General features: G+C 66.8%; 23 protein-coding genes. 10 read left to right on the forward strand and 13 right to left on the reverse strand.

From position 1 onward, the window contains the following. Positions 1 to 45 precede the first annotated feature (45 nt). A complete protein-coding gene (locus B2W22_RS27935; RefSeq protein WP_175185646.1) occupies positions 46 to 789 on the forward strand; it encodes a sulfite exporter TauE/SafE family protein in 744 nt (247 codons plus the stop codon). Between the two features lie 79 nt (positions 790 to 868). Beyond that, positions 869 to 1591: a GntR family transcriptional regulator gene (locus B2W22_RS27940; RefSeq protein ID WP_105237069.1), complete on the forward strand. Its 723-nt coding sequence runs from the start codon at positions 869 to 871 to the stop codon at positions 1589 to 1591. A gap of 67 nt (positions 1592 to 1658) precedes the next feature. Here the strand turns inward: B2W22_RS27940 and B2W22_RS27945 are convergent, their stop codons facing one another. From B2W22_RS27945 to B2W22_RS27960, 4 genes are all read right to left on the reverse strand, one after another. Beyond that, positions 1659 to 2006 (reverse strand): 2Fe-2S iron-sulfur cluster-binding protein, encoded by a 348-nt coding sequence (locus tag B2W22_RS27945; protein ID WP_175123763.1) that lies wholly within the window; start codon positions 2004 to 2006, stop codon positions 1659 to 1661. Positions 2007 to 2010: 4 nt separating this feature from the next. Continuing rightward, positions 2011 to 2346 carry a ferredoxin gene (locus tag B2W22_RS27950; protein WP_254594298.1) on the reverse strand — a complete coding sequence of 112 codons (336 nt, stop codon included), beginning with the start codon at positions 2344 to 2346 and terminating at the stop codon, positions 2011 to 2013. Beyond that, complete coding sequence (locus tag B2W22_RS27955; protein ID WP_056566926.1) at positions 2343 to 2642, reverse strand: 2Fe-2S iron-sulfur cluster-binding protein; 300 nt, start codon at positions 2640 to 2642, stop codon at positions 2343 to 2345. Before B2W22_RS27955 ends, B2W22_RS27950 begins: the two co-directional genes overlap by 4 nt. Before the next feature lie 72 nt (positions 2643 to 2714). After that, positions 2715 to 3446, reverse strand: coding sequence for a TenA family transcriptional regulator (locus B2W22_RS27960; RefSeq protein ID WP_056319353.1), 732 nt, complete (start codon positions 3444 to 3446; stop codon positions 2715 to 2717). A 226-nt stretch (positions 3447 to 3672) separates the two neighbouring features. Between B2W22_RS27960 and B2W22_RS27965 the strand changes: the two genes are divergently transcribed. Further along, positions 3673 to 3888, forward strand: coding sequence for a hypothetical protein (locus B2W22_RS27965; protein WP_286940426.1), 216 nt, complete (start codon positions 3673 to 3675; stop codon positions 3886 to 3888). Between the two features lie 136 nt (positions 3889 to 4024). Here the strand turns inward: B2W22_RS27965 and B2W22_RS27970 are convergent, their stop codons facing one another. Further along, positions 4025 to 4456, reverse strand: coding sequence for a DUF2809 domain-containing protein (locus tag B2W22_RS27970; RefSeq protein ID WP_175123764.1), 432 nt, complete (start codon positions 4454 to 4456; stop codon positions 4025 to 4027). Between the two features lie 256 nt (positions 4457 to 4712). Here B2W22_RS27970 and B2W22_RS27975 point away from each other — a divergent pair, with 256 nt between their 5' ends. Beyond that, positions 4713 to 6404 (forward strand): MFS transporter, encoded by a 1692-nt coding sequence (locus B2W22_RS27975; RefSeq protein ID WP_175185644.1) that lies wholly within the window; start codon positions 4713 to 4715, stop codon positions 6402 to 6404. Between the two features lie 16 nt (positions 6405 to 6420). Beyond that, positions 6421 to 8502 (forward strand): site-specific recombinase, encoded by a 2082-nt coding sequence (locus B2W22_RS27980; protein WP_286940428.1) that lies wholly within the window; start codon positions 6421 to 6423, stop codon positions 8500 to 8502. Positions 8503 to 8569: 67 nt separating this feature from the next. Here B2W22_RS27980 and B2W22_RS27985 read toward each other — a convergent pair whose 3' ends face one another. The 4 genes from B2W22_RS27985 to B2W22_RS28000 are packed head-to-tail and all read right to left on the reverse strand — an operon-like array spanning position 8570 to position 13178. Then, positions 8570 to 9553, reverse strand: coding sequence for a Csu type fimbrial protein (locus B2W22_RS27985; RefSeq protein WP_175123767.1), 984 nt, complete (start codon positions 9551 to 9553; stop codon positions 8570 to 8572). After that, a complete protein-coding gene (locus B2W22_RS27990; RefSeq protein ID WP_414632040.1) occupies positions 9550 to 11895 on the reverse strand; it encodes a fimbria/pilus outer membrane usher protein in 2346 nt (781 codons plus the stop codon). The genes B2W22_RS27985 and B2W22_RS27990 overlap by 4 nt, the downstream gene beginning before the upstream one ends. Positions 11896 to 11954: 59 nt before the next feature. Then, a complete protein-coding gene (locus B2W22_RS27995; protein ID WP_175123768.1) occupies positions 11955 to 12662 on the reverse strand; it encodes a fimbrial biogenesis chaperone in 708 nt (235 codons plus the stop codon). A gap of 12 nt (positions 12663 to 12674) precedes the next feature. Continuing rightward, complete coding sequence (locus B2W22_RS28000) at positions 12675 to 13178, reverse strand: Csu type fimbrial protein (protein WP_175123769.1); 504 nt, start codon at positions 13176 to 13178, stop codon at positions 12675 to 12677. 438 nt (positions 13179 to 13616) lie between these two features. On the opposite strand from B2W22_RS28000, the gene B2W22_RS28005 reads away from it, so the two are divergent. Both B2W22_RS28005 and B2W22_RS28010 read left to right on the forward strand, forming a co-directional pair. Then, positions 13617 to 15026, forward strand: coding sequence for an MFS transporter (locus tag B2W22_RS28005; RefSeq protein WP_175123770.1), 1410 nt, complete (start codon positions 13617 to 13619; stop codon positions 15024 to 15026). A gap of 168 nt (positions 15027 to 15194) precedes the next feature. Beyond that, positions 15195 to 16817, forward strand: coding sequence for a methyl-accepting chemotaxis protein (locus B2W22_RS28010; RefSeq protein ID WP_175137140.1), 1623 nt, complete (start codon positions 15195 to 15197; stop codon positions 16815 to 16817). Between the two features lie 4 nt (positions 16818 to 16821). Here B2W22_RS28010 and B2W22_RS28015 read toward each other — a convergent pair whose 3' ends face one another. Both B2W22_RS28015 and B2W22_RS28020 read right to left on the reverse strand, forming a co-directional pair. Then, positions 16822 to 17586 (reverse strand): carbon-nitrogen hydrolase family protein, encoded by a 765-nt coding sequence (locus B2W22_RS28015; protein ID WP_175123772.1) that lies wholly within the window; start codon positions 17584 to 17586, stop codon positions 16822 to 16824. A gap of 87 nt (positions 17587 to 17673) precedes the next feature. Further along, entirely contained in the window at positions 17674 to 18276 is a 603-nt protein-coding gene (locus tag B2W22_RS28020; protein WP_286940432.1) for a HutD family protein, read from the reverse strand. Positions 18277 to 18433: 157 nt separating this feature from the next. On the opposite strand from B2W22_RS28020, the gene B2W22_RS28025 reads away from it, so the two are divergent. Together B2W22_RS28025 and B2W22_RS28030 are read left to right on the forward strand one after the other, a co-directional pair. Next, entirely contained in the window at positions 18434 to 18724 is a 291-nt protein-coding gene (locus B2W22_RS28025; RefSeq protein ID WP_175123774.1) for a metal/formaldehyde-sensitive transcriptional repressor, read from the forward strand. Positions 18725 to 18747: 23 nt separating this feature from the next. Then, positions 18748 to 19857 carry an S-(hydroxymethyl)glutathione dehydrogenase/class III alcohol dehydrogenase gene (locus tag B2W22_RS28030; RefSeq protein ID WP_056319378.1) on the forward strand — a complete coding sequence of 370 codons (1110 nt, stop codon included), beginning with the start codon at positions 18748 to 18750 and terminating at the stop codon, positions 19855 to 19857. On the opposite strand, the gene B2W22_RS28035 is transcribed toward B2W22_RS28030, so the two are convergent. Both B2W22_RS28035 and B2W22_RS28040 read right to left on the reverse strand, forming a co-directional pair. Then, entirely contained in the window at positions 19796 to 20971 is a 1176-nt protein-coding gene (locus tag B2W22_RS28035) for a glycosyltransferase family 4 protein (protein ID WP_286940433.1), read from the reverse strand. The two genes, B2W22_RS28030 and B2W22_RS28035, sit on opposite strands and share 62 nt — an antisense overlap. Then, positions 20968 to 21969: a hypothetical protein gene (locus B2W22_RS28040; protein WP_218342305.1), complete on the reverse strand. Its 1002-nt coding sequence runs from the start codon at positions 21967 to 21969 to the stop codon at positions 20968 to 20970. The genes B2W22_RS28035 and B2W22_RS28040 overlap by 4 nt, the downstream gene beginning before the upstream one ends. 339 nt (positions 21970 to 22308) lie before the next feature. Between B2W22_RS28040 and B2W22_RS28045 the strand changes: the two genes are divergently transcribed. Beyond that, the gene (locus tag B2W22_RS28045; protein WP_175123777.1) at positions 22309 to 23418 is read left to right on the forward strand and encodes a YcjF family protein; all 1110 of its coding nucleotides are present in this window, start codon (positions 22309 to 22311) and stop codon (positions 23416 to 23418) included. Positions 23419 to 23433: the final 15 nt, after the last annotated feature.

Consider the following 23433-nt stretch of genomic DNA (forward strand, 5'->3'; position numbering starts at 1 on the left):
TTCATCGATAGACTATCGTATACATAAATTACAAAGCCCTCAGGCATGTTGTCCTCCCTGATAACCACCGATCTGTGGCATTACGCCGCCATGGCAGCCGTCGTGTTTGGCGCGGCCGTCGCCCAAGGCGTGGGCGGCGTGGGGTTTGCGATGTTCGCCGCACCCGTCGCCGCCATGTTCTTCCCGCAATTGGCGCCTGGCCCGCTTCTGACCCTGGGCGGCTTCATTTCGCTCTTGACCGCCCTGCGCGAGCGGGCCGCCATCGATTGGCCCGCCGTCTCCTACGCCCTAGCCGGGCGCGCCGTCGGCACCCTGATCGCGATCTACGCCATGGCGCGCTTTGCGCCCCAGGCGCTGGGCGTGCTTTTTGCCTGCATGATCCTGGCCGCCGTCGCGCTCAGCGTGGCGGGACTGAAGTTCTCCGCGACGCCGGGCCGGGTGTCCGGGGCGGGCGTGGCCTCGGGGATCATGGGCACGATGACGTCGGTGGGCGCCCCGCCCATCGCCATCGTGCTGCAGCACGCCGCGCCGCCGCGGCTGCGTGCCACGCTGGGCATGGTGCTCTTTCTGGGATCCATTTTTTCGCTCGCCATGCTGGCGCTGGCCAAGCGCTACACGGGTTATCACGCCGGGCTGGCGCTCAGCCTGGCGCCGTTTCTGCTGGCCGGATTCGCCGTCTCCAGCCGGCTGCGCACCATGCTGCCTCCCCGCGCGGTGCGCGGTGTGCTGCTCGTCGCCTGCGCCATGGGCGCGGTGGGCGTGCTGGTGAAGTCATTCTGGGTGCACTGATGCGGCAAACCGCCAGCGACGGACGGCTACACCCGGTAATACAATGCCGACTATATCCATTACGCCAAACCTGCTCGCCATGACAACCTCCCCCGTCAGTCCGCAAGCCGTCGAGACGCAGCATTCCTCCCCGCTGAAGATCGGCGAGCAGCACCCGCAGTTGTTTGCCGTCATCCGCGACAAGCTGCGCGAACGCATCCTGAGCGGCGAGTTCACGCCCGGCGACCGCCTGGTGGAAGGCCGCCTGTCCGAAGAAATGGGTGTATCCCGTATTCCGGTGCGCGAGGCGTTGCGGGCGCTGGCCGCCGAAGGCTTGGTCACGATCGAGCCGCGGCGCGGCGCGTCGGTGTCGGTGCTATCCGATGCCGTGGCCTACGACATGGTGGAAGTGCGCGCCACGCTGGAAGGTCTGAACGCCAAGCTGGCCGCGCAGCGCCGCGACGAAAAGACAGTGGAGCGCCTGCAGGCGTTTCTGCGCGAAGGCACGGAAGCCGCGCGCGACGAGAAACTGGACAAGTTCCTGGCGCTCAATTCGCAGTTCCATGAAATGCTGGCCACGATCGGCGGCAACGTGGTGCTGACCGACCTGATGCGCTCGCTGCGCGATCGCACCGCCCTGCTGTTCGCGCCCAGCAACATGCGCCGCGCCAAGCAGAACTGGGACGAGCATTCGCAGATCCTGAATGCCGTCATCGCGGGCAACGGCGATCTGGCGGCGCTGCTGGCCAGCCAGCACGTGCACAACGCGGCCAAGGCCTACACCGAGGCGCAGCAGCCGCCACAGCAGGCGTCGGTGGCCTGAGCGCCTGATCCCTGACGAGCGGCTGTCACCGCCGCCGCGCCGGCGCCGGGGCGCCCCCGCCATCCACTCATCCCGTCGTGGCCGTTTCCACCGCGCCCGGCGCCGCGCCGACCACGATCCCCTTGCCGTTCTGCACCACCCACGACACCTTCACGTCGCCATTCACGAACGTCTGGCAGGCCATGCGGTAGCCGGCCTCGAAGTCTTCCGGCCGCAGGTGCTTGCGCTCCTTCGGCTTGATGGCGTCGGTGTTTTCCAGCCCCTCTTCGATCCGGCACTTGCAGGTGCCGCACAGGCCGCCCCCGCACTTGAACGGGATACCGCCCTTTTCCTTGAGCGACACGCGCAACAGGTTGCTGTTTTCCGGCGCGGTGGCGACCATGCCGCCGTTGGATAGGAACGTGATCTGGACCATATATTCAGTGCTCCGCGGCGCGCACGCCGGACCGCAGCGTCAGCGTCGACGCCATGCTGCCAAAACGCGTCAGGTGCGCCAGCTCCTTGCGGGCCGCGTCCACCGACGAGAACTTCTCCAGAAACTTGGATGGCACGTGGTTCACCACGTAGGGCGGCGTTTCCTCGGTGACCACCAGCTTGATCTCACGGTCCAGGCGGGCAATGCTGAACACCGCCAGCGCGCGCCCGTAGAACACGTAGTCGTAGGTCTCGATGATGTCGGCGCCGTCGCCCGCCTCGGTGCGGAAGACGCCGGGCTTGGAGGTCAGGATCACATAGGTGGATTGCGTCGCCATCATGCCTCCACGTCCTGCGACAGCTCGATGTCGCTGCTCAGCCAAAGCTGGCACGCCAAGCGGTAGCCCTGGTCGACACGGTCGCCCAGCTGCTTCTTTTCCTTCCAGTTCACCGGCGGCAGATGCTCAGCGCCGGCGATGATGCGGCACGCGCACTTGGCGCACTTGCCCATGCCGCATTCATAGCGCAGATGCGGAAACGGAAACTGCTTGATGCCGGCCCGCACCACCAGGTTGGTGTTGTCCTTCACCACGTCGGTGTAGGTCTGGCCGCCTTTATGAAACACAACGGTAGGCATGAGGTCTTCGTCCAGGTTCTGCGGTGCGGCCACCGCCCGGCCGGGCTGGGCGGGCCGCGCGCGTTCGGGCGATCAGGCGGCAAGGCCCAGTTCGGGCAGCTTGATCTCGTCCTGCACGTAGTCGGTGTAGAGCGCCGTGGTGTACAGCAGCCGCATCTGCGCGCCGATTTCGCAGATCTTCAGGCAGCGCTGCTGCAGGTCCACCGTGTTGGCGTGCTCCAGCACGATCTGGTAGCCGCGTTCGCCATGGATCTCGTCGGACACGATGTGCAGGTCGAAGAACTCCACTTCCTCGTCGGTGAAGCCGTACTTCTCGCGCAGGGTCGGCGTCTGCTTGCGGTAGATGGAGGGCACCTGCGATTCCAGGCCCACCACCAGGCCGGCCACCGCGACGATCGGATCCTCGCGCATGGCAACGGCATAACACCAGCTTTGCAGCGCGCGCGTCGTGGGCGACATGTTGTCCGGATTGGTGACCCGTTCGCGGGTGGTGCCGCAGGCTTCGGCAAAGCGGATCAGCAGGTCGGTGTGGCGGTCGCCGCCAATCTCCTCTTCGTACATGTTTGCCAGCAGGAAATCCTTGGCCTCGGTATAGGTGTCCGGCGTACGGGCGTACAGGTAGCCCAGGTAGTCGGCAAAGGGGCCGACATAGTGATAGTGGTTCTCGGCCCAGCGCGACAGATGCTCGCGGCTCAGCTTGCCTTCGGCCCAGGCGATCGAAAAGGGCGACGCGTTGGCGCTCTTGCCCTTGATCGCGTTTTCCAGTGCCGTGCGGAATTCATCTCGGTTCATCAGTTCTGCCATGACTCGCTCCAGGTCCAGTGGGAGAAATTCCAGGCCTGTGTCAGCCCGGGCATGATGAACATTGTATACCGTCTACTGTTTTGAACCGCTAGGGCAATCCCGAAGTTCCTCGCTTAAAGAGGGACAGTTTCAACCAGATCAAGCACTTACCATCCACTAGGCGAATTGGACCAAAGCGCGCCGCAGGCGTACAATGAATACAATTTCAACGCAATACGGAAATACCATGAACACCCGCCACCCGCTGGGCGACGCCCCGATCGGTCAACAACTGCTCACCCACTACGCTCGCCGCGACGCCGTGCGCCACGCCACGCCGCTGTTCCCGTCGTCCTGGGCCGAACTGCTGGCCCCGTTCCGCAACGCGCGTCTGCAACCACTACGCGCAGCCGCACCCGCCGCACGCACGCAACGCGACGGCACCGTTTGCCAAGCTGGCTGAAGGAAAAGCCTGGGACTGAACGTCCTGGCCTGAAAAGGCCGGGATTGAAACACCCCGGCTAGAACGCCCGGGACGTCTTCCCGGACGAGCGCGGCGCCGTTAGCGTTGTTAGCCCCCGTCAGCGCTGTTAGCCCCGTCAGCGCCGTGCGCGCAGGCTGACCTGCATCCGGGCGTTCTGCTGCGCCGCGTTCCGCTGGCGCCGGGCATTGCCGCCGGCAAGCACCAGCACAATCGCAAAGCCTACGGTATAGGCCAGCACGTCCCACCAATCCGGCACGCTGCCGAACACCACGCGCAGCACCGGCTGCTCGATGCGCCAGCCAAAGTGTCGCGCCAGGTATTGGCCCAGTTCGACCGCATACCCCGTGAACAGCGCCGCCAGCGCCAGCGGCAGCACGCCCGCTCGAACAAAGCTGCGGTACAGCAGATAGGCCCAGCCCACCGCCACCACGTCCCCCACGAATCCACGCAGGAAGGGATAGGGCGCGCCCACGGTGGCGATCAGCGCCAGTACGGCGGTCACGGCAAGCAGGGCGGCGAACGCGCGCCCGTTGAAAGTCAAAGTCATTGAATCAGCAAACGTAAATAGTGAAACAGGGAGGCGCGCGCCTGCATTGGCGGCGGCTGCGCATCGCTGCCTGAATTCGCGCAAGAATCCGCACACGCAGCGCTGCTAAGCCCGCGCCCCGGCCGGTAACAAGGGCAGCGCGCAGGTTACCGGAAAAGCGCGGGCCGCCCTCCTCGACCGCCTGCCTTGGGCGTACCATGGAGCGACCCCGACCCAGCCCAGAACGGGCGCGATCCTCGCGTCCGGCCACGTTCCCATGCTGCAGCCCGTTTCGGCTTCGACCGATCTGCCGGCGGCCCCACCGGCCGCGCCCGCGCCTGTCCTCCAGGTCAGCACGCTTTCCCCCCTCGCCTTTCCCGCCTTTCGCATCATCTGGATCGCCAACCTGTTTGCCAACCTGGGCACCTGGGCGCAATCGGTGGCCGCCGCGTGGGTCATCACCACGGAGCAGAGCAGCCCACTGATGGTCGCGATGATCCAGGTGGCGGCGGCGTTTCCGCTGGTCGCCCTGTCGATCCTGACCGGGGTGCTGGCCGACAACCACGACCGGCGCCGCGTCATGCTTGCGGGCATGCTGCTGGAGCTGGCGGGCGGGGTCTTCATCACCATCCTGGCCTTCGCGGGGCTGCTGCACCCCATCACGCTGATTGCATCCGTGTTCTGCATCGCCATCGGCAGCGCGATCGTCACGCCCGCATGGCAGGCCGCCGTGGGCGAACAGGTGCCGCGCGAGCACGTCGGCAGCGCCGTGCTGCTGAACAGCGTCAACTTCAACGTCGCGCGGGCGGTGGGGCCGGCCATCGGCGGCCTGCTGCTGGGCGCGTTGGGCACGTCCTGGGTCTTTCTGCTGAACTGTTTCTGCTACGCCGGGCTGATCTGGGCGATCTGGCGCTGGAAGCGCGACCTGCCCGTGCGCAGGCTCCCGCCCGAAGGCCTCTTTGAAGGCGTGGTCGCCGCGCTGCGCTACACGCAGCATTCGACGGTGACGCGCGTGGTGATGCTGCGCTCGTTCGCCTTCGGCCTGTCCGCCAGCGCGCTGTGGGCGCTGTTGCCGCTCTTGGCGCACGAGCACGAAAGCGGCAGCGCGCTGCTGTACGGCTACATGCTTGGCGCGCTGGGCGTGGGCGCCATCCTGGGCAGCGTGGTGGTGCGCCGGGCGCGCGCGGCGTGGGGATCCGGCGGCCTGATCAGCGTGGCCGCAGCGCTCCTGGCCGTCTGTCTGCTGGCGCTGGGGCTGACCGATACGCTGTGGGTCGCGTTTCCGGCGCTGCTCCTGTCGGGCGGCTGCTGGATCGGCGTGCTCGCCACCTACAACACGACCGTGCAGCTTCTGGTGCCGGACTGGGTGAAGGCGCGCGCGCTGGCGCTGTATCAGACCGCGATCTTCGGCGGCCTGGCGGCGGGCTCGTTCATGTGGGGTCACTTCGCGGGCACGATGGGCGTGTCCGGCGCGATGTCGGCCGCCGGCATCGTGCTGGGCGTGACCGTGGCGCTGCTGTACCGCTCGCGTCTGCCGGAACAGGTGGACGCGCGGTCGCTGACGCGCGCCGACGACACCGAACCGGCCATGGCCGCCGCCGGCTTCAACACGCAGCGCGGCGCGGTGCTGGTCGCCGTGGAATACCTGATCAACCCGGACAAGCTGGCCGCGCTGATCCATGCCGCCCGGCCGCTGCGCCTCTTGCGGCTGCGCAATGGCGCGCAGCAGTGGCAGCTGTTCCGCGACCTGGAGCGCGAGGGCGTCTGGCGCGAGGTCTTTCTGGTGGAAAGCTGGATGCAGTACCTGCGGATGATCGACCGCATGACGCTGGCCGACAAGATGGTGCTGGACGAGGTGCGCGCCTTGCATGCGGACGACAAGCCGCCGGTGGTGTCGCGCAACGTCAGCTACCTGGCCATGAACGAGGCGCAGGGTTTCTCGCTGCGCCGCGCCCCCGATTCCCGATGACGCGCGAGGCCCGACCATGCTTACCTCTCTGTGGCGCAATTGGCGGACCTGGCGGCGTGGCGGGTCGCAGCTTGACGTCATCCTGTCCAACGCCGACCCCCAAGCCCCGCTGGCCGAACGGAATCTGTGGCTGGTCGACCTTGGCCGCTGGCTGAACCGTCCGGACGGCGAACCGGCACGGGAAGACGGGCGCGACCCGCGTCACGCCCGCCTGCGCTACCTGTTGCAGGTGCTGGAACGCAATCCCGCTGTTGCGGCGCGCACGGCGGCCACGCTGCGCTCGGTGCTGGTGGACAACGACCCCACCGCGCTCCTGTGCGACACCGGCGTGGCGTCACGCCCCGGCTTCTGGGGTGAGTTGTGGCGCCGCGTCGTCGCCTGGATGCTGCCGCCGACCGTCAATCAGGGCGATATGTCGGGCCTCTTCACGCTGCTGTTTCGCCGCGCCGGCGACGCGCAATGGATCGAATCGCTGGACGACGAGACGCTGGCGCGCGTGCGCGCGCTGCCGCGTCTGAAAGAGGACGACCCGGCAAAAGAACCCGATGCGTTGTCAGCCCCCACGCCCGAGGCGCTTGCCCGGCGGCTGGACCAGGCACTGACCAGCAGCATGCAGGTGCTCGTCAGCCAGGTGGGCGCCGTCGGACTCAGCCAGGATATCCGCTCCCGTGTGCCGGGCCGCGTCGAAGAATCGCCGTTTTTCACGCTGGAGGGCACCGCGGCAGAACTCTTCGACAGCACACCGGACACGCCGCGCGAGGTGGTGGGCCAGCGCCTGAACGTGCTGCGCGCCTTGCTGGACGACTGCCGCGCGGCCGGCGACGCCGTCTATGAAGAACTCAAGCGCAATGGCGTCGCGGTCGACGTGGTCTACCAGATCGAGTGCATGAAGCTGCGCCTGGCGCGCATCGAACTGCTGCTGGGCGTGTGGATCGACCCCACGCAACGCCACCGGTACGCGCACCTGATGGCCGAGCTGATCCGGTGCACATTGGCCCGCAGCAGCATCCGGCATCTGGCGGCGTCGTCGCTCTTGCAGTTGGCGCGCCGCGTGATGGACCGCAGCGCCGAGACCGGCGAACACTACATCGCCCGCGACACGCTGGAATACATGGACATGCTGAAGGCGTCCATGGGCGGCGGCTTCGTCGTGGCGTTCACGGTGTACGTCAAGTTCATCATCACGTCGGCCCACCTGGACAAATGGATGGAAGGCCTGCTGAACGCACTGAACTACGCCGGCAGTTTTCTCGTGATCCAGTTCGCGCATTTCACGCTGGCCACCAAGCAGCCGGCCATGACCGGGCCTGCGCTTGCCCGCCGGCTGGACGCGGCCTACTCGCCCGACGGGCGCGAGGCCTTCGTCGACGACACGCTGGCGATGCTGCGTTCGAACGCCGCCGCGATCGCGGGCAACCTGGCCGTGGTGTTTCCGCTGGCCTGGGCGATTCAATGGTTGGCCATGCGGTTTCTGGAACAGCCTTTGATCGATGCCGACAAGGCGCAAGACACGCTGCAATCGTTGTCGTTCTGGGGACCGACGCCGCTGTATGCCGCGGTGACCGGCGCATTGATCTGGGTGTCCAGCCTGATTGCAGGTTGGGCCGACAACTGGTTCGCGCTGCATCGCGTGCACGACGTGATGGCGTACGGCCGGCGCACCCGCTACCTGCTCGGGGCGCGCGGCGCCGTTCGGTGGGCGGGCTTCTGGCGGCGCAACGTTTCGCAGATCGCCGCCAACGTTTCGCTGGGACTGATGCTGGGCCTGCTGCCGGCCCTCGTCAGCGCGCTGGGATCGACGCTGGAGGTCCGCCACGTGTCGCTCAGCGCCGGCCAGATCGCGGCCGCGATTGCGACGCTGGGCTGGGAGCTCGTGCATACGCAGGTGTTCTGGCTGGCCGTGGCGGGCACGGTGGCGACAGGCGCGCTAAACGTCATCGTCAGTTTTGCGCTGGCCTTCAACGTGGCGCTGGCGTCGCGCGACATGCGCCGCGACGATCGCGTGTCGCTGACTGCCGGGGTGCGCCGCCGCATCCTGCGGCGGCCGGCGGCGCTGTTCTGGCCGGTCAAGCCGCGCGCCACGCCCGTGCAATCCTGACGCGCTGCGCTGGGCAGGCCTGACTGACATGGTGCGCCTGAACGGACGCGGCTGCGGCGCCGCGTGTTCAGAACGTGATCGTGGCGGTGACCACGTCGCGGTACGTGCCGGGCCGAGGCGTCGTCTGCGCAGGCACGCGGCCATAGACCGTGAAGGTCTGATTGGCGCCCGTGCCCACGCCCGCCCGCGGCGCGCCGCCCGAGGCATCGCCCCAGACCGTGCCGTAGGCCGCATCCTGGTAGAGCTGATAGCTCACGGTGTCGGCGGCGGTCGTGTGCTTCATTTTGCGCGCCAGCACGTTGCCGGCGACCGAGCCGCCATTCAACGCCAGGGAGAAGGCGTTGGCGTTGGTGCATCGGACGGTGATCTGGCTGTTGGCCGTGACCGCGGCGCTCAACACGCCGCGCGGGGGAAACGCCATGTCCGTCGCGTTGATGGTGCAGTTCTTCTGCACGGTCGTGCGCACCACCAGCGGAATCGTGATGCGCTGCGTCGGCGCCGCCAGCGGGCAGTTGGACAGGCCCGAAAGCAGGCCGAACAGCACGTCCAGCGTGCCGGTGGTGGTGTAGGTTTCGCTGTAGACCGTGTTGGCGTTGTTCACGGTTCTCACTGTGGACTGCCCGCCCGGCAGCTTGCCGTAGAACCGGAAGGTGGTCGACACGTTGCCGCCCCCCAGCAGCGGGCCGGTGAGCGTCTGCGACGTCGGTTGCCCGGCCGTCGCCGCGCCCCATATCTGCGTCCGCGCCGCGTCCGTGTACAGGTTGTAGTTCATGCGGTTCGTGCCCGCGCCCAGGGCGCGCGCCGCGATGGACGGACTGGTGTTGCCCACCCCCAGGCTGAAGCACAGCCGCGCGCCGATGGCGAGCAGCGAAAAATTGCAGGTCACGGCAACCGTTCCGTCCGCCACCGTGTCGCCCGGCAGCAGCGGATTGACCGTGCCGAAGTCCAGCGTGGCAGTCGTGCCGGCCGACAGCGCGCAGGTGTTAGCCTGCGCCGAGCCGGCGTAGCCCGCGCAGACGCCCATGGCGGCAAGCAGCAGGCCGATTCTCATGGTTGCCCCCTTTCCAACGGCTCGCACACGATCGGTCCCAGCGTCGGCAGCGGATCGGCATCCGAGTGCGCGTAATCGAACACGGCCTCGCACGACACGCCACCACCGCGCACCCGCAACCGGTTGGTCGCTGCCACGTCCTCCACGAACGTCAGGCCGTCGTAGCCCACCACCGTGCGCTTGCCGCTTTCGATGTGCGCAACCTCGGCCCCGACCGGCACGAACGCCCCATCCGGCAGCGTCAGGATCACCGAGGCCGCGTCGTACTTTTCCACCTTGAACGTGGTCAGCACGCCGGCGCCGGACTGCGGCACGACGACCGCCCGCGTCGAGTCCAGCCGCACGTCCACGGGCAGGTCTTCCGGGTCGATGGAGATGCGGTTGGTCTGGTAGGCGTTCAGGTCGGGCACCAGCAGATGGCCGCTGCCGTTCGTGCGGCCCAGCCGGCGGTTTTCGTGCAGCACCGCGACATCGGCCGTGCCATCGGTGGAGACCAGCGCGAAGCTGTCGTTGATGCGGCGCGACGGGATCACGGTGCTGTCCATCATCACCAGCGACCCCGAGGCCTGCACCGACGCCTGCGTCCGGCCGCCGTAGTCCTGGACCAGCCCGCTGACCAGCCCGTACTGGCCCAGATACTGAAGTTGGCCCTGGTTGAGCTGCATGCCGCCGCTGCGGCCGTTCTGCACTGCCCACCCCCAGCCGCCCTCATAGGGCACGCTGCTCTGCGCGTTGACGCTGTAAGTGTCCTCGCCGCCCTGGCGGCCGACCGACACGCCGGCCTGCGCGCGTTCGCCCAGCATCACCGCCAGACCCAGGAACACGCCTTCCGAATTCGATTGCGAAAAGTCCTTGTACGCGCTCAGCGTCAGGACCACGCGGCTGTGCAGGTTGGCCGTGTACGAGGCCGACCCCAGCTTTGCCATCGGCACGTCCGGCATGCGGTAGCCGATGTAGCTGAGCGCCACGCTTTGCGAGCGGCTCAGCGGCATCGACACCGTCACGCGGTCGGTCTGGCGCGGCACCGGCGCGTCCTCGCGCGAGCCCAGGTCGCCGTAGTTGCCGATCAGGCGCGTGACCTGCGTGTCCACGCTGAATTCGGGCCGCACGTACTGGTACCCCAGGCTGACCTGTCCGCCGCTGTAGTCCCCGGCGCTGCCGGAAAGCGAGCTGCTCAGCACGCCAAGCTGCCCCATCTTCACCATCGCGCCGGCGCCGGCGTTGTACAGCCCCGGGCCGGCCTCGGTGTGCGCCTCCAGCGTCAGGTTGTCGGTGTAGCCGTAACGACCCGATGCCGTCAGCACCGGCTTGCTGTCGTAGTCGAACGAGCGCACGCTGAACTGGCGGCGCACGAAGCCCGCCTCGACCGACCAGCTGGACAGCCCCGCCGCCAGCATCCGCGGGTCGATGTACAAGGGGACCGACGTGCTGACGGTGCGGCCCAGCGCGTCGCGCGTGATCAAGGTTGCCTGGCCCGCGCCGGTGATGCCCGGAATCTGGTTGACCACGAACGGCCCCGGCGGCACGTTGCCCGAGTACTGCTGCACGCCATTGACGAACAGCGACACCGACGACGGCACGACCGACGACGCGCTCAGCGACGACACGGGAAAGGTGACCAGGTCCGGACGCAGCGCGAAGTTGCGCCCCCATTGCACGCCGGCCACGCGTACCGAGCGCGACCAGTTCAGCGACGAGGTGATCGTGTCGCCCAGCCGCAGCGTGCGCAGCGTCTCCTGATCCGAGCGCGTCCAGAATGTGTCGTAGCGCACGTATTCATCGCCGCGGCCGCCGAAGTAGGCCGTGCCCGAATTGCTGAACACGCCATTCGAATCGAAGTAACGCTGTTCGGAATACAGCGACAGCCCGTACTCGTAGTCGGTCTGCGCATAGGCGTCGTAGTTCACCACCACGCCGCGCCCGGCCGTCGCCAGCGGCGTGGCCGGCAGTCCGCGGGTATTCACCTCGTACGGCACGCGCAACGTGTCGGGCAGCACAAGATCCACCGACTGCGCCGCCGGGTTGTACACGTAGCGCAGGCCGGCCACGGCATCCAGGCTGACTTCGCGCGTCGCGGACATGCCGATCACGGACAGGTCCACGCCCAGCGAACGCAGCGCGGCGCCGCTGACGGACAGGCGGCCATGCGTGTCGTGAAAGCGCAATAGCTGGGATGTGTTGACGCCGTTGATGCTGACCTCCAGGTACACGTCACGCTCGGCGATGCTGCCGAACGAGACCAGTTGACCGGGCACATCCGCCGCCTGGGCAGGCGCACCCAGCAGGAAGAGTGCGACTCCCAAGGCGCGTTGCCCGCGGAGACGGGTAGCGCGCACTGCCATAGACTGCCCTTCTGTGGTTGCCGGCGGGCCGAGCGGCAAGCCGGAACGCGGTCATGCGGTCAACGCGGGCTGACGGTGACCGTGTCGCCGTTGATCATTGCCCTGATCTTTACCGGCCCGGCCGCGCCCTGCTTTGCCGGAATGCTCCATTGGCGCGCCCGGTTGGCCAGCGCATAGCCCAGCAGCCCCTCCACCTCGGCCACGGGCTTGCCCGCCGCATTCAGGATCTGCAGCGCGGCCACCTGCGCATAGCGGCTGCCGCTGTTGGACAGCCTCACCACCCAGTCGCCGCCAGAGCGTTCCGCGCGCCACGCCAGCTCGGGTTCCGGAGATGGCGTCGTGCCGGACACGAACACCGGCACCGAATAACGCAGGCGCAGCACCACGCCATTCACGCCGGGCGAGGACGGGTCAGGAATTTCGTCGATGATGAGGCGGAACCCCTGCTGCAGCGACGGCGCATCCTTGGACACGCGCACCAGACGGACGAGCTGCTCGCCGCCGGGCGGCACCTGGATGATGGGTGGACTGGCCTGGATGTCGTCGGTTGGCGAGAGCACGTCGTCGCCGTCCGCCTGTTCCCAACCGTAGATGCGCACCTGCCCGTAGATCGGCGTGGACCCGGGATTGCGCAGCATGATGCCGCTTGCACCCTGCGTGGGCGCAAGCTCGACGAGCACCGGAGAGATCTGCAGGGCAGCCGCCACCGCTGCGCCGCCCCAGCCTGCCAGGCAGGCGGCAAGCAGCGCCCGAAAAAACATCCGCATCGGGCGGCCCCCTTAGAAGTAGACCGTCGCGGTAACCGTGGAAGAGTAGGTGCCGGGCGCCGGCGTGGTCTGCGCGGGCACGACGCCGTTCACCTGGATGGGCTGCGCGGCGCCGGTGCCGGTGCCGCCCACTCGCGCTGCAACGTCGGCATCGCCCCACACGACGGTCGTGCTGCCCGGTTTGTACAACTGATAAGCCACCGTCGCGGTATTGGCGCCGGTGCCGCTCAGAAATCGCTGGGCTTCCGTCGACCCCGTGCCCGTGCCCGCGTTCAGGCCGACGGTATACGGGGTGGTATTGCTGCACGTAACTGACAGGTTGGTATTGCCGGTAACCGCGGTATTCAGCACGCCCTGACTGCCGAAACTGAGGTCAGTCGCGGAAATGACGCAATTGGCCGTAATGGTAAGCGTGACGTTGAAATTGGCGGTGGCGGTCTGAGCGAGCGCTATGCCGGGCGCTGCACCACCGATAAACAAACACAGCGTCGCTGCGCGCAAGGTCGGGCGTTTCATGAGGTATGCCTCCACGGTATACGGTTGCACCATCAATCCTGCTGCGGATAATCGTACGTCCAAATATTGGTATGCGGCACCAAATAGTTTCATATACCAGGGGTATTTATTACGATTATTAACGAATCAGCCTGGAATACTGCACCGCAATAATTAACCTCTCCTTAGAGATCGTGGAAATTTCCGCTGTACATATTGTTGTGATTGAATTTCCGTAGCAGTTTCATTAAGTGACAATTACCGTCTGATTATCCAATCGGATAATCGCCGCGCATGACAGGTTTAATCGGGCGCGCACATCCTGAATTGCCGCCCTGACCCGAGCCCACCCTGACGCGCATGCCGTCAGACGAAAAGCCCGAATTCAAACAGCGCATTAGAATCAGTGCCTACGAATCCGGACGCACCGGCCGGACGCCCTCGCAGCGCAGCCCATTCATGCTCTCGTTCTCCCGCAGCACCGTCTATCCGGCCGGCGTCGGCCTGCCCGCCGCCGAACGGCTGGGCGCACTCATCGCCGTCATGCTGGCGGTCTGTATGGCCAGCCTGGATACGGCCATCGCCAATACCGCACTGCCGACCATCGCGCGCGACCTGCAGGCCAGCGAGGCGGGTTCCATCTGGGTCATCAGCGGCTATCAGCTGGCGATGGTGGCCGGCTTGCTGCCGGCGGCCGCGCTGGGCGAAATCCTGGGTCACCGGCGCGTCTACATCGTGGGGCTCGCGGTATTCACGCTGGCCTCGCTGGCAAGCGGCCTGGCGCCGTCGCTGCCCGTCCTGGTGGCCACGCGCATTCTGCAAGGGCTGGGCGCGGCGGGCGTGATGAGCGTGAACGGCGCGCTGCTGCGCTTCATCTACCCCTCGCACATGCTGGGCCGCGGCCTGGGACTGAACGCCATGGTGGTGGGGCTGTCGTTTGCCGGCGGGCCCACCGTGGCGTCGGCCATCCTGCTGCTCGGGTCCTGGCACTGGCTGTTCCTCGTCAATTTCCCCATCGGCATCCTGGCGGCGGTGCTGGCCCTGCGCGGCCTGCCCGACACCACGCGATCCGGTCACGGATTCGACGGCCTGGCCGCGCTGCTGTGCGCGATGGCGCTGGGGCTGCTTGTCCTGGCGACCAATGAACTTGCGCACGGCGCGCCGTGGCCGCGCGTGGCGCTGGAGGGCGGTCTGGCGGCGGCCAGCCTCTGGCTGCTGATGCGGCGCCAGGCAGGCCACCCCGCGCCCATCCTGGCAGTGGACCTGCTGCGCCGCCCCCTCTTTGCGCTGTCCGCGGCCACCGCGGTATGCGCGTTCGCCGCCCAGGCGCTGGCCTTCGTGTCGCTGCCATTCCTGTTCCAGTCGGTGCTGGGCTACAGCCAGGTCCAGACCGGTTTTCTCATCACGCCATGGCCCGTCGTAGTGGCCATCATGGCGCCGATCGCGGGGAGGCTGTCCGACAGCTATCCGGCGGGCATGCTGGGCGGCGTGGGGCTCGCTTTGCTGGCGCTGGGCATGGCGTTGCTGGCGCTGATGCCGGCCGACCCGTCGGTGCTGGACATCTCGTGGCGCATGGCGATCTGCGGCGCGGGCTTTGGTTTTTTCCAGTCGCCCAACCTGCGCGCCATCATGACCTCGGCCCCGGCGTCGCGGGCGGGCGGCGCCAGCGGCATGATCGGCACGGTGCGCCTGCTGGGCCAAGCCACGGGCGCGGCCTTGGTCGCTGCGTGCTTCAACGTCTCGACCACGCACGGCGCCATCGCGGCCCTGTGGCTGGGCGGCCTGTGCGCCGGGCTGGCCTGCATCGCCAGCTTTGCCCGCCTGCGGTTCGACGCAAGTGAACCGGTGCAGACCCCGGCGTCGCGCTGATACGCCAGTAGTCCGATGACAACGTCATCACGCAACACTATTGCCGTTCGTGTCGATATATTCGGGCGGTGCGACGTCATATTCGTAAGATGTGCAACATCCGCTAAATAAGGTTCTGGCGGGGCCGTTGTCCTTATGCAGGCTTGCTGCACCTTTGGGACGACGCGCATGACACAGTTTCTGAAAGACATCACCATCCGCCGCATGATCCTGGGCACCTTGCTCGTGATCAGCCTCTTCATCGCCGGCTTGTCGGCCATCAGCGTCCATGGGCTGCGCAGCGCAGAGGAAGCGCTCGCAGCCAGCAACGAACTCCTGCACGAGGTATCGGCGCTTTCCCGCGTCAACGACCAGATCATGCGCGCGCGGCTGCGGCTGTCGCGCCAGCTGGAATACGTGGCCGGCGGCCAGAAAGACCAGGCCGCGGCCGAAGGGCGCAGCATCGACACCGCGCTGACCGAAGCGAAGAAGCATCAGGCGCAATTCATCGAGCTGGCCCGGCGCGACGCCCCGGCGGCGTTGCTGGACGCCATGCGTTCGGGATTCGACGCGCTGGCCGACGGCATTGCCGTGCAGCGCCGGCATCTGGATGCGGGCGAGGTCGACAAGGCGCGCGCCCAGGCGTCCGGGCCGGTGGTCACCGCCAGCCGCAGCTTCGGCAAGAGCATGGAGGAATACGAGGCGTACGCGCAGGCGCGCGAAGTCCAGCTGCTGGGCAATGCCGATGCCAACCGCCGCCAGGCCTATATCGGCATGGGTGTGGTGCTGGGCATCTGCCTGCTGCTGCTGATCCTGGGCGACCGCTACGTCGTGTATTTCGTCAAGCGTCCGCTGGATTCGCTGAAGGGCCACTTCCAGCGCATCGCGGGCGGCGACCTGACCACGCCGATTCCGTCGTTCGGCAGGAACTGCGTGGGCCAGATCATCCCGTTCCTTCAGGACATGCAGGCGAGCCTGGTGCGCACCGTGCACGCCGTGCGCGACGGCGTCGTCGAGATCAATACGGGTTCCAGCGAGATCGCGGCGGGCAACCAGGACCTGTCCAGCCGCACAGAACAGCAGGCGGCGTCGCTGGAGGAAACCGCGGCCAGCATGGAACAACTGCTGTCCACCGTGACGAGCAACGCTGAAAATGCCCGCATGGCCAACGAGATGGCCGCCACCGCGTCCGAGGTGGTGCAGCGCGGCGGCGACGCCGTACAGGCCGCGGTCAGCACGATGCGCAAGATCGCGCAGGACTCCAGCCGCATCGAGGACATCGTCGGTGTGATCGACGGAATTGCGTTCCAGACCAACATCCTGGCGCTGAACGCGGCGGTGGAAGCGGCCCGCGCGGGCGAGGAAGGCAAGGGCTTTGCCGTGGTGGCCGCCGAGGTCCGGTCGCTGGCGCAGCGCAGCGCCAGCGCCGCCAAGGAAATCAAGCAATTGCTGGACGCCTCGGGCGCCACGGTGCAGGCCGGCTCGACGCAGGTCGAGGCGGCGGGCCTGACGATGACCGAGATCCTGGAGACCATCGAGCGGCTGACGATGCTGGTGAACGACATCGCCACCGCGTCCAACGAGCAGGTGACCGGAATCGACCAGGTCAATACCGCCGTCACGCAGATGGACCAGGTCACGCAGCAGAACGCGGCGCTGGTCGAGGAAGCCGCGGCGGCCGCGTCGTCGCTGGAAACGCAGGCGCAGCGGCTGCAGGCAGCGGTCAGCGCATTCCGGCTGCCGGCGCAGGGACAGGGCGGCGCGCAGCACGCGGTGCCTGCCTACGGCCAGCCGGCGCTACTGCCGGCCTGATGGGCTATTCCTTTACGTAGCAGGGATACAGCGCCTGCTGCGCCCGCGCCCGGGCGGGGTCCACCTCGAACGCCACGATGGACTCCGTATCGGTGCTTTGCGCCAGCGGCTCGCCCCCTGGCTGGAACGCAAACGCCACGCCGCCGAACACCTGGCCCTCGGGCGTGCGCCCGGCGCGGTTCGAACTGACAACGTAGCAGCCGGACACCAGCGCGGCCATGGCGCCCGCCGTCAGCCAGCGGCCGCTAGACGCGCCGCTGGCGCGTGGCACGACGATCAGCTCGGCGCCGTCTCGGCCATAGCGGCGCGCGCGTTCGTTGAACATCAGCTCGGTGCACAGCAGCACGCCGACGCGAATGCCGCCCACGTCGGCGACCTCGAATCCGTCGCGCGCGCTGTGGAACCAGGCCGCCTCGAAAAAGCCTGGTTCCTGCGGAAAATACTGTTTGTGATGCAGCGCCGCATAGTGTCCGTCCCGCAACGCGAACGCTTCATTGGCAAGCCGCCCGCCGGCAAACACGGGGCGGGACGACACGATGGCTGGCACGTTCAGCGCCGCCAGCGCGGCAAGACCGGCCTCGTGGATACGCACGGACTCGGCAGCCAGCGCGGCGTCATAGGACGGCAACGCCGCCAGCCAGGGGCCGAACGGCATCTCGTTGGTGACCAGCAGGTCGGGCGCCAACTCGTGGATGCGCTCGGCGATGCCTACCCAGTTCGCGCCTTCCGGCATCAGGCCGGCCGGGCCTTCCATCATGCAGATCCGCATGCACACCCCTTTTTCGAAGCGCCGTTGATGCGCTGTTGTCGTGGCTTCGGTGGCGCTGATGCGTTGCTTACATCCACGCGACGCGCATCAGCCCGCGCGCGGCGACAGTTCAATGACACACGCGTCGACGCCGTGTTCCGCGCTAAGACGATACTGGCCAAACCCATCCCGTCCTTCGGCGTGCAGGCAATCGTAGCGCGAGGCCAGCCGATGCTGCGCGCCGTCCAGCTCCACCGTCAGGTCTCCGCCGGCATTGAACACCAGCACGCTCGTCGCGCTGCTGTGAAACACCCAGGGCTCTGCGCCGCCCACCCATTGCAGGCGGGCGTGCCACCGGTCGGGCGCGTAGATCAGGTTGAAGTCGCGGATGGGGCCGTCGAGCAGGCGGCATGCCACCTGTGCGTCGCCGGAAAACGCATACGCGATGCCTGGCGCCAAAGGCGGCTGGCGCTGCCCGTCCACCGTCAGCTCGATACCGCGGCCTTCCAGCACGGTGATGATCCGCTGATATCCGCCAAAGGCAGAAAAGCCGCCGTCCTGCGCGACGTCGGCCAGCGAGAGACGCCAGCCGAACGACGCGGTATGGCCGCCCGGATTGCAGGCGACTTCCTGCGTCGTGCCGCCGCCGTTGCGCCAAGGCATGCGGGGATAGTCCGCGGCCCGGTACAGCCGCACATCAGAGGGAATCATGGCCACGGATAAGTCCTGTCGGGTCGGGCGGAAGACAGGCGAAATTATAGGTGGCCGATGCGGGTGACCGACGCAGCGGGGCGTCGGCGCACGCCCCGCCTGGACGCGCCCCCTCGAAATCCGTATACTCCCCCCCTGTATCGAATCGGAGCCTGCCGTGCCGCACTCCCCAGAAGAAAAGAAACGCGTTGTCACGCGCCTGCGCCGCATTCAGGGGCAGGCGTTAGCATTGGAACGCGCGGTGAACGAAGGCACGGAATGCGGCGCGCTGCTGCAGCAGCTGGCGGCGCTGCGCGGCGCCACGAACGGCCTGATGGCCGAAGTGCTGGAAAGCCATCTGCGGGAAACCTTCCTGCAGTCTACTCAGGCGAATCCGCCCGACCCCAGGCCCGAGACCGAATCGCAGATCGATGACCTCATGCGCATCGTCCGTTCCTATCTGAAATAACCCCATCTACGTGGAGCATCGCTATGAAATCACGCGCAGCAGTCGCATTCGGCCCCGGCAAGCCCCTGGAAATCGTTGAAATCGACGTCGCGCCGCCGCAGCGCGGTGAAGTGCTGGTGCAGATCACGCACACGGGCGTCTGCCACACGGACGCCTTCACGCTGAGCGGCGACGATCCCGAAGGCCTGTTCCCGGCCGTGCTGGGTCACGAAGGCGCGGGCGTGGTGGTGGAAGTGGGCGAAGGCGTGACCTCGCTGAAACCCGGCGATCACGTCATTCCGCTCTACACGGCCGAATGCCGCGAGTGCAAGTTCTGCCTGTCGGGCAAGACCAACCTGTGCCAGAAAGTGCGCGCCACGCAGGGCAAGGGCGTCATGCCGGACGGCACCTCGCGCTTCAGCTACGAAGGCAAGCCGCTTTATCACTACATGGGCTGCTCGACGTTCAGCGAATACACCGTCGTCAACGAAATCTCGCTGGCCAAGATCAACCCGGCGGCCCCGCATGAAAAAGTCTGCCTGCTGGGTTGCGGCGTGACCACCGGCATCGGCGCGGTGCACAACACCGCCAAGGTCAAGGAAGGCGACACCGTCGCGGTATTCGGGCTGGGCGGCATCGGCCTGGCGGTCATCCAGGGTGCGGTGCAGGCCAAGGCCGGCCGCATCATCGCTGTCGACACCAACCCGAACAAATTTGTGCTGGCCAGCGCCATGGGCGCGACCGACTGCATCAATCCCAAGGACTACGACAAGCCCATCCAGGAAGTCATCGTCGAACTGACCGACGGCGGCGTGGACTTCTCGTTCGAATGCATCGGCAACGTGCACGTGATGCGCGCCGCGCTGGAATGCTGCCACAAGGGCTGGGGCGAAAGCATCATCATCGGCGTGGCCGGCGCCGGTCAGGAAATCAGCACGCGTCCGTTCCAGCTGGTGACGGGCCGCGTGTGGCGCGGCTCAGCGTTCGGCGGCGTCAAGGGCCGCACGCAGCTGCCGGGTATGGTCGAAGACGCAATGAGCGGCAAGATCGACCTCGATCCGTTCGTCACGCACACGCTGCCCCTGGACCGTATCAACGAAGCCTTCGATCTGATGCATGAAGGTAAGTCGATCCGGACGGTGATCCACTACTGACGTAAGCGTTCTCGCGGTAGACGCGTTCGGTATTGCCGACGAAGGTCGCCAGCGAGAACTCCTTGAGCGCCGTGCTGCGCGCATCCACGCCCATGGCGTGCAGCACGCCGCGGTTCGCCAGGATGTCCGACAGCGTCCGGGCCACCGATTCCGGGGACCCGGGCGGCACGATCCAGCCATTGCGACCCTCGGTGACGTTTTCTGTCAGACCGCCCACGCTCGACACGATGACCGGCTTGCCCGCGGCCATCATCTCGCGGCACGCGAACGAAATCGTCTCAAGCCGGGACGACAGCACAAACCCCACATCCAGCGCCGCCAGCACGGGCTCCACGTTGTCGAGCAGGCCGGTGAAGACCACCTGATCCTGCATGCCCAGCTCGGCCACCCGGTTGAGCATGTCATCGCCCGGCATCGCGCCGGCAATCAGGACGGCGACCTGGCTGCGCTGGCCGGCGGGCAGCAGCGACACCGCAGCCACCATGTCGATCCAGCTCTTGTAGTCCGCCGTGCCGGCATTGCTGCCGATCACCAGCCGGTCGCGCAGCGCGGGCGGCAGAAAACGCGCGCGCGCCTGGGCAGTTTCCGTGCGGCAGGCCGGACGGTATTTCTCGGTATCCACACCGTTGTGCACCACGCGCAGATCCTCGTTGCGGAACACCGACTGCTTCATGCGCCGGAACGTGTGGCTGCACACGCAGATGACGCGGTTCGTGCCCCACTTGGCGCGCAGGCGCACGCCCAAGCTGTTGGCATCGCGGTCGTTATGCTGCGTGTACACGATGAACGGGCGCTTGCGTCCCATGCCCATGGTGGCCAGCATGCAGAGCCGGTGATCGGCCGAACCATTGACGTGGATGACATCGAACTGTTCCTGGCGGACCAGGTTGCGCAGGCGGCGCAGCGCGGCAAGCTGTTCGAACACCTTTCCCTTGAATTCGAGATCGACGGTGCGCAGGCCGGGCAGGGCCTCGGCTTCGGCCAGCAGGCGGCTCTTGCGCGGCGCGCCGATCGTGACCTGCGATTTCTGGCACAGGATGCGGGCCAGCGACATCACGTACGTCGTGTGACCGCCGCCATCGCCCTGGTGGAAATTCGTGTAGAGGATCTTCATGATTCGGGTCTCGTCGGCGGTTGCGGGGAGGGGTCTTCCAGCAAACAACTCCAATGCCGTTTTTCAAATATGTCGTCGCCCAGCCGGCTCAGCAGCGACAGGTTGTAGACCTGGACACCTCGCGCCCGCAGCAGCTTGCCGGCCTGCCGGAACGCGGGTTCGATGTGTCCCGCAAACTGGCGGTCCAGCGCGGTGGGCAACTGCGCGCCGGCGCTTTCGTAGAAACGCGGGCCCGCCGTGGCCGTCAGGTCCAGCCCATGCAGGTACACCGTCTTGGCGCCCAGCCAGGCCAGCAGCTGCAACGCCGTGTAGGCCACCGTTCCGCCGCCAAACAGGCCGCGGGCGGCATTCAGGCTGAAGCCGTGCGCGTGCATCGGATGATGCGCATCGAACAACACCAATTCTTCGTCAGCCCGCAGCTGCGCCTCGAGCGCCGCAGGTTGCGCACGCGGCCGTTGCGCGCGCTGATGCACTTCCTCGAACAGTGCGATGCGGCAACGCACTGCCCGATCGTCGAACAGCAGCGCAATCCAGCGGTACACCTCGGGCGTCACAAACAACACCAGGTCCTGCGCCAGCACCTCGGCCACCAGGTCGCGGCGCTTCTTCACGAACCCCGCGTCCAGCATGGCGTAATAGTCAAACCGCAGCGCCGGATGGCGGGCGCGCAGCGCGATCGAGCCATTCACGCCCATCACGGTACGCATGCGGCACTGGGCGTAGTCGATCTGCGCGACAGAAGGGCCGCTGAGAATCAGGTGCGCATCGCCGCCGATGCCTCGCGGCAGTTCGGCCAGCGGGAGGGTCTTGGGGCCGCGCACCCCATGCAGATTGCAGCCGGTCAGACGTTCCGGCCCGTCGCGGCGCACGGTCACGAAGGGCCAAAGCGTTTCGTTATGACGCTCCGCCCTGGACCGCGTGTAGCGGTACAAGTAGCGCAGCCCCTTGGTCACGGGGCGCGAGCGCAGCAAGCGGGGGACGAGCGCAAGACGGTGCATGATGGTTGCGCGGGTGCCGCGGCGTAGCCTTACAACGGCCTGATTCTACGCAGCGCCATTTGGGAAAGCGCGAGGGGATTATGTGAGATGTAACCCTTTGAAGACTTGGACAATCCGCCCCCAAATATTCCTGATGCGGCGTCTGCTGCGGCCCCTTCTTTTACGGCAAGAAAAAACCCCATTCCCTCCCACGGGATGCCTGAGCGGCATGAGGGACATGACTCGTGCCGATGGTGTCCCCCGTATGGACGACACGTTTGGCGGCGATTACGTTTTGCGCCAAAGAAGTCGTCGTCTGATATTGTTCCGCCATCCTTCCTTCGCTTTCCTTGTTCCCTCATGAGCGCCATCCGCCCCGACCACCCCGACCTGCAGGACGCCATCGCGGATGCCATCAGCACGGCCACGCGCGGCGCCGGCCGCGTCAATATCCTGGTTGCCGGCAAGACGGGCGTGGGCAAGAGCACGCTGCTCAACGCGGTGTTCCGCGGCGATCTTGCCCGGACGGGCGCGGGCAAGCCCGTCACCCAGACCACGCAGGAATTCACCCGGCCGGGCCATCCGCTCACGATCATCGACACGCGCGGCCTGGAAGTCGGCGACTACGAGGGTTCGCGCGCGCAGCTTGCCGAGCTGATCCAGGAACGCTCGGCATCCGACGACCAGGACCGGCACCTGCACGTGGCGTGGCTGTGCATCCAGGACAGCAGCCACCGCGTCGAGGACGCGGAAATCGAGCTGTGCGACATGCTGGACAAGGCCGGCATCCCTGTCGTGGCCGTGCTGACCAAAGCGCGCAAGAACAGTCCGTTTGTCGACGAGGCGCGCAAGCTGTTGCCGCGCGCCCGGCAGGTCGTCGCCGTGCGCGCGCTGCCGGAATGGATCGACGAACTGGATGCCGAATTGCCGCCCATGGGGCTGGACCGCCTGATCGAGGTGACGGCCGAGCACGTGCCCGAGGCGCAGCAACGCGCTTACGCCAACGCGCTATCCACCCGCAACAAGAAGGCCCTGGAAGTAAAAAAAAAGCGGGCTGAGATCGAGGTGAACGTGGCCGCGGGCCTGGCCGCCTCGGCCGCCGCAGCACCCATTCCGTTCTCGGACGCCTTTGCGCTGGTGCCGATCCAGGTCGGCATGATCGCCAAGATCGGCATCACCTTCGGCATGGAACTGAACACCACCGCAATCACCACGCTGGTCACATCCACGCTGGGCGCGTCGGCCGCCACGCTCATCGGCCGCTCGGTGGTCTCGGGCATGCTGAAGTTCATCCCCGGCGCAGGCAGCGCCGTCGGCGGCACTATCGCGGCCACCACGGCAGGCGCCATCACCAAGCTGCTGGGCAATGCCTACATCGCGGTGCTGCACGACTTCTGCCTGAAGAACCCAGGCAAGGACATCGACGTCGCCATGATCGCGCAGGCATTGAAGCAACGCGTCAAATTCTGATCGCGGACCGATGCA

Origin of the sequence: Achromobacter sp. UBA4530, assembly GCF_002388205.1 — a bacterium.
Lineage (GTDB): Bacteria > Pseudomonadota > Gammaproteobacteria > Burkholderiales > Burkholderiaceae_B > Achromobacter > Achromobacter animicus.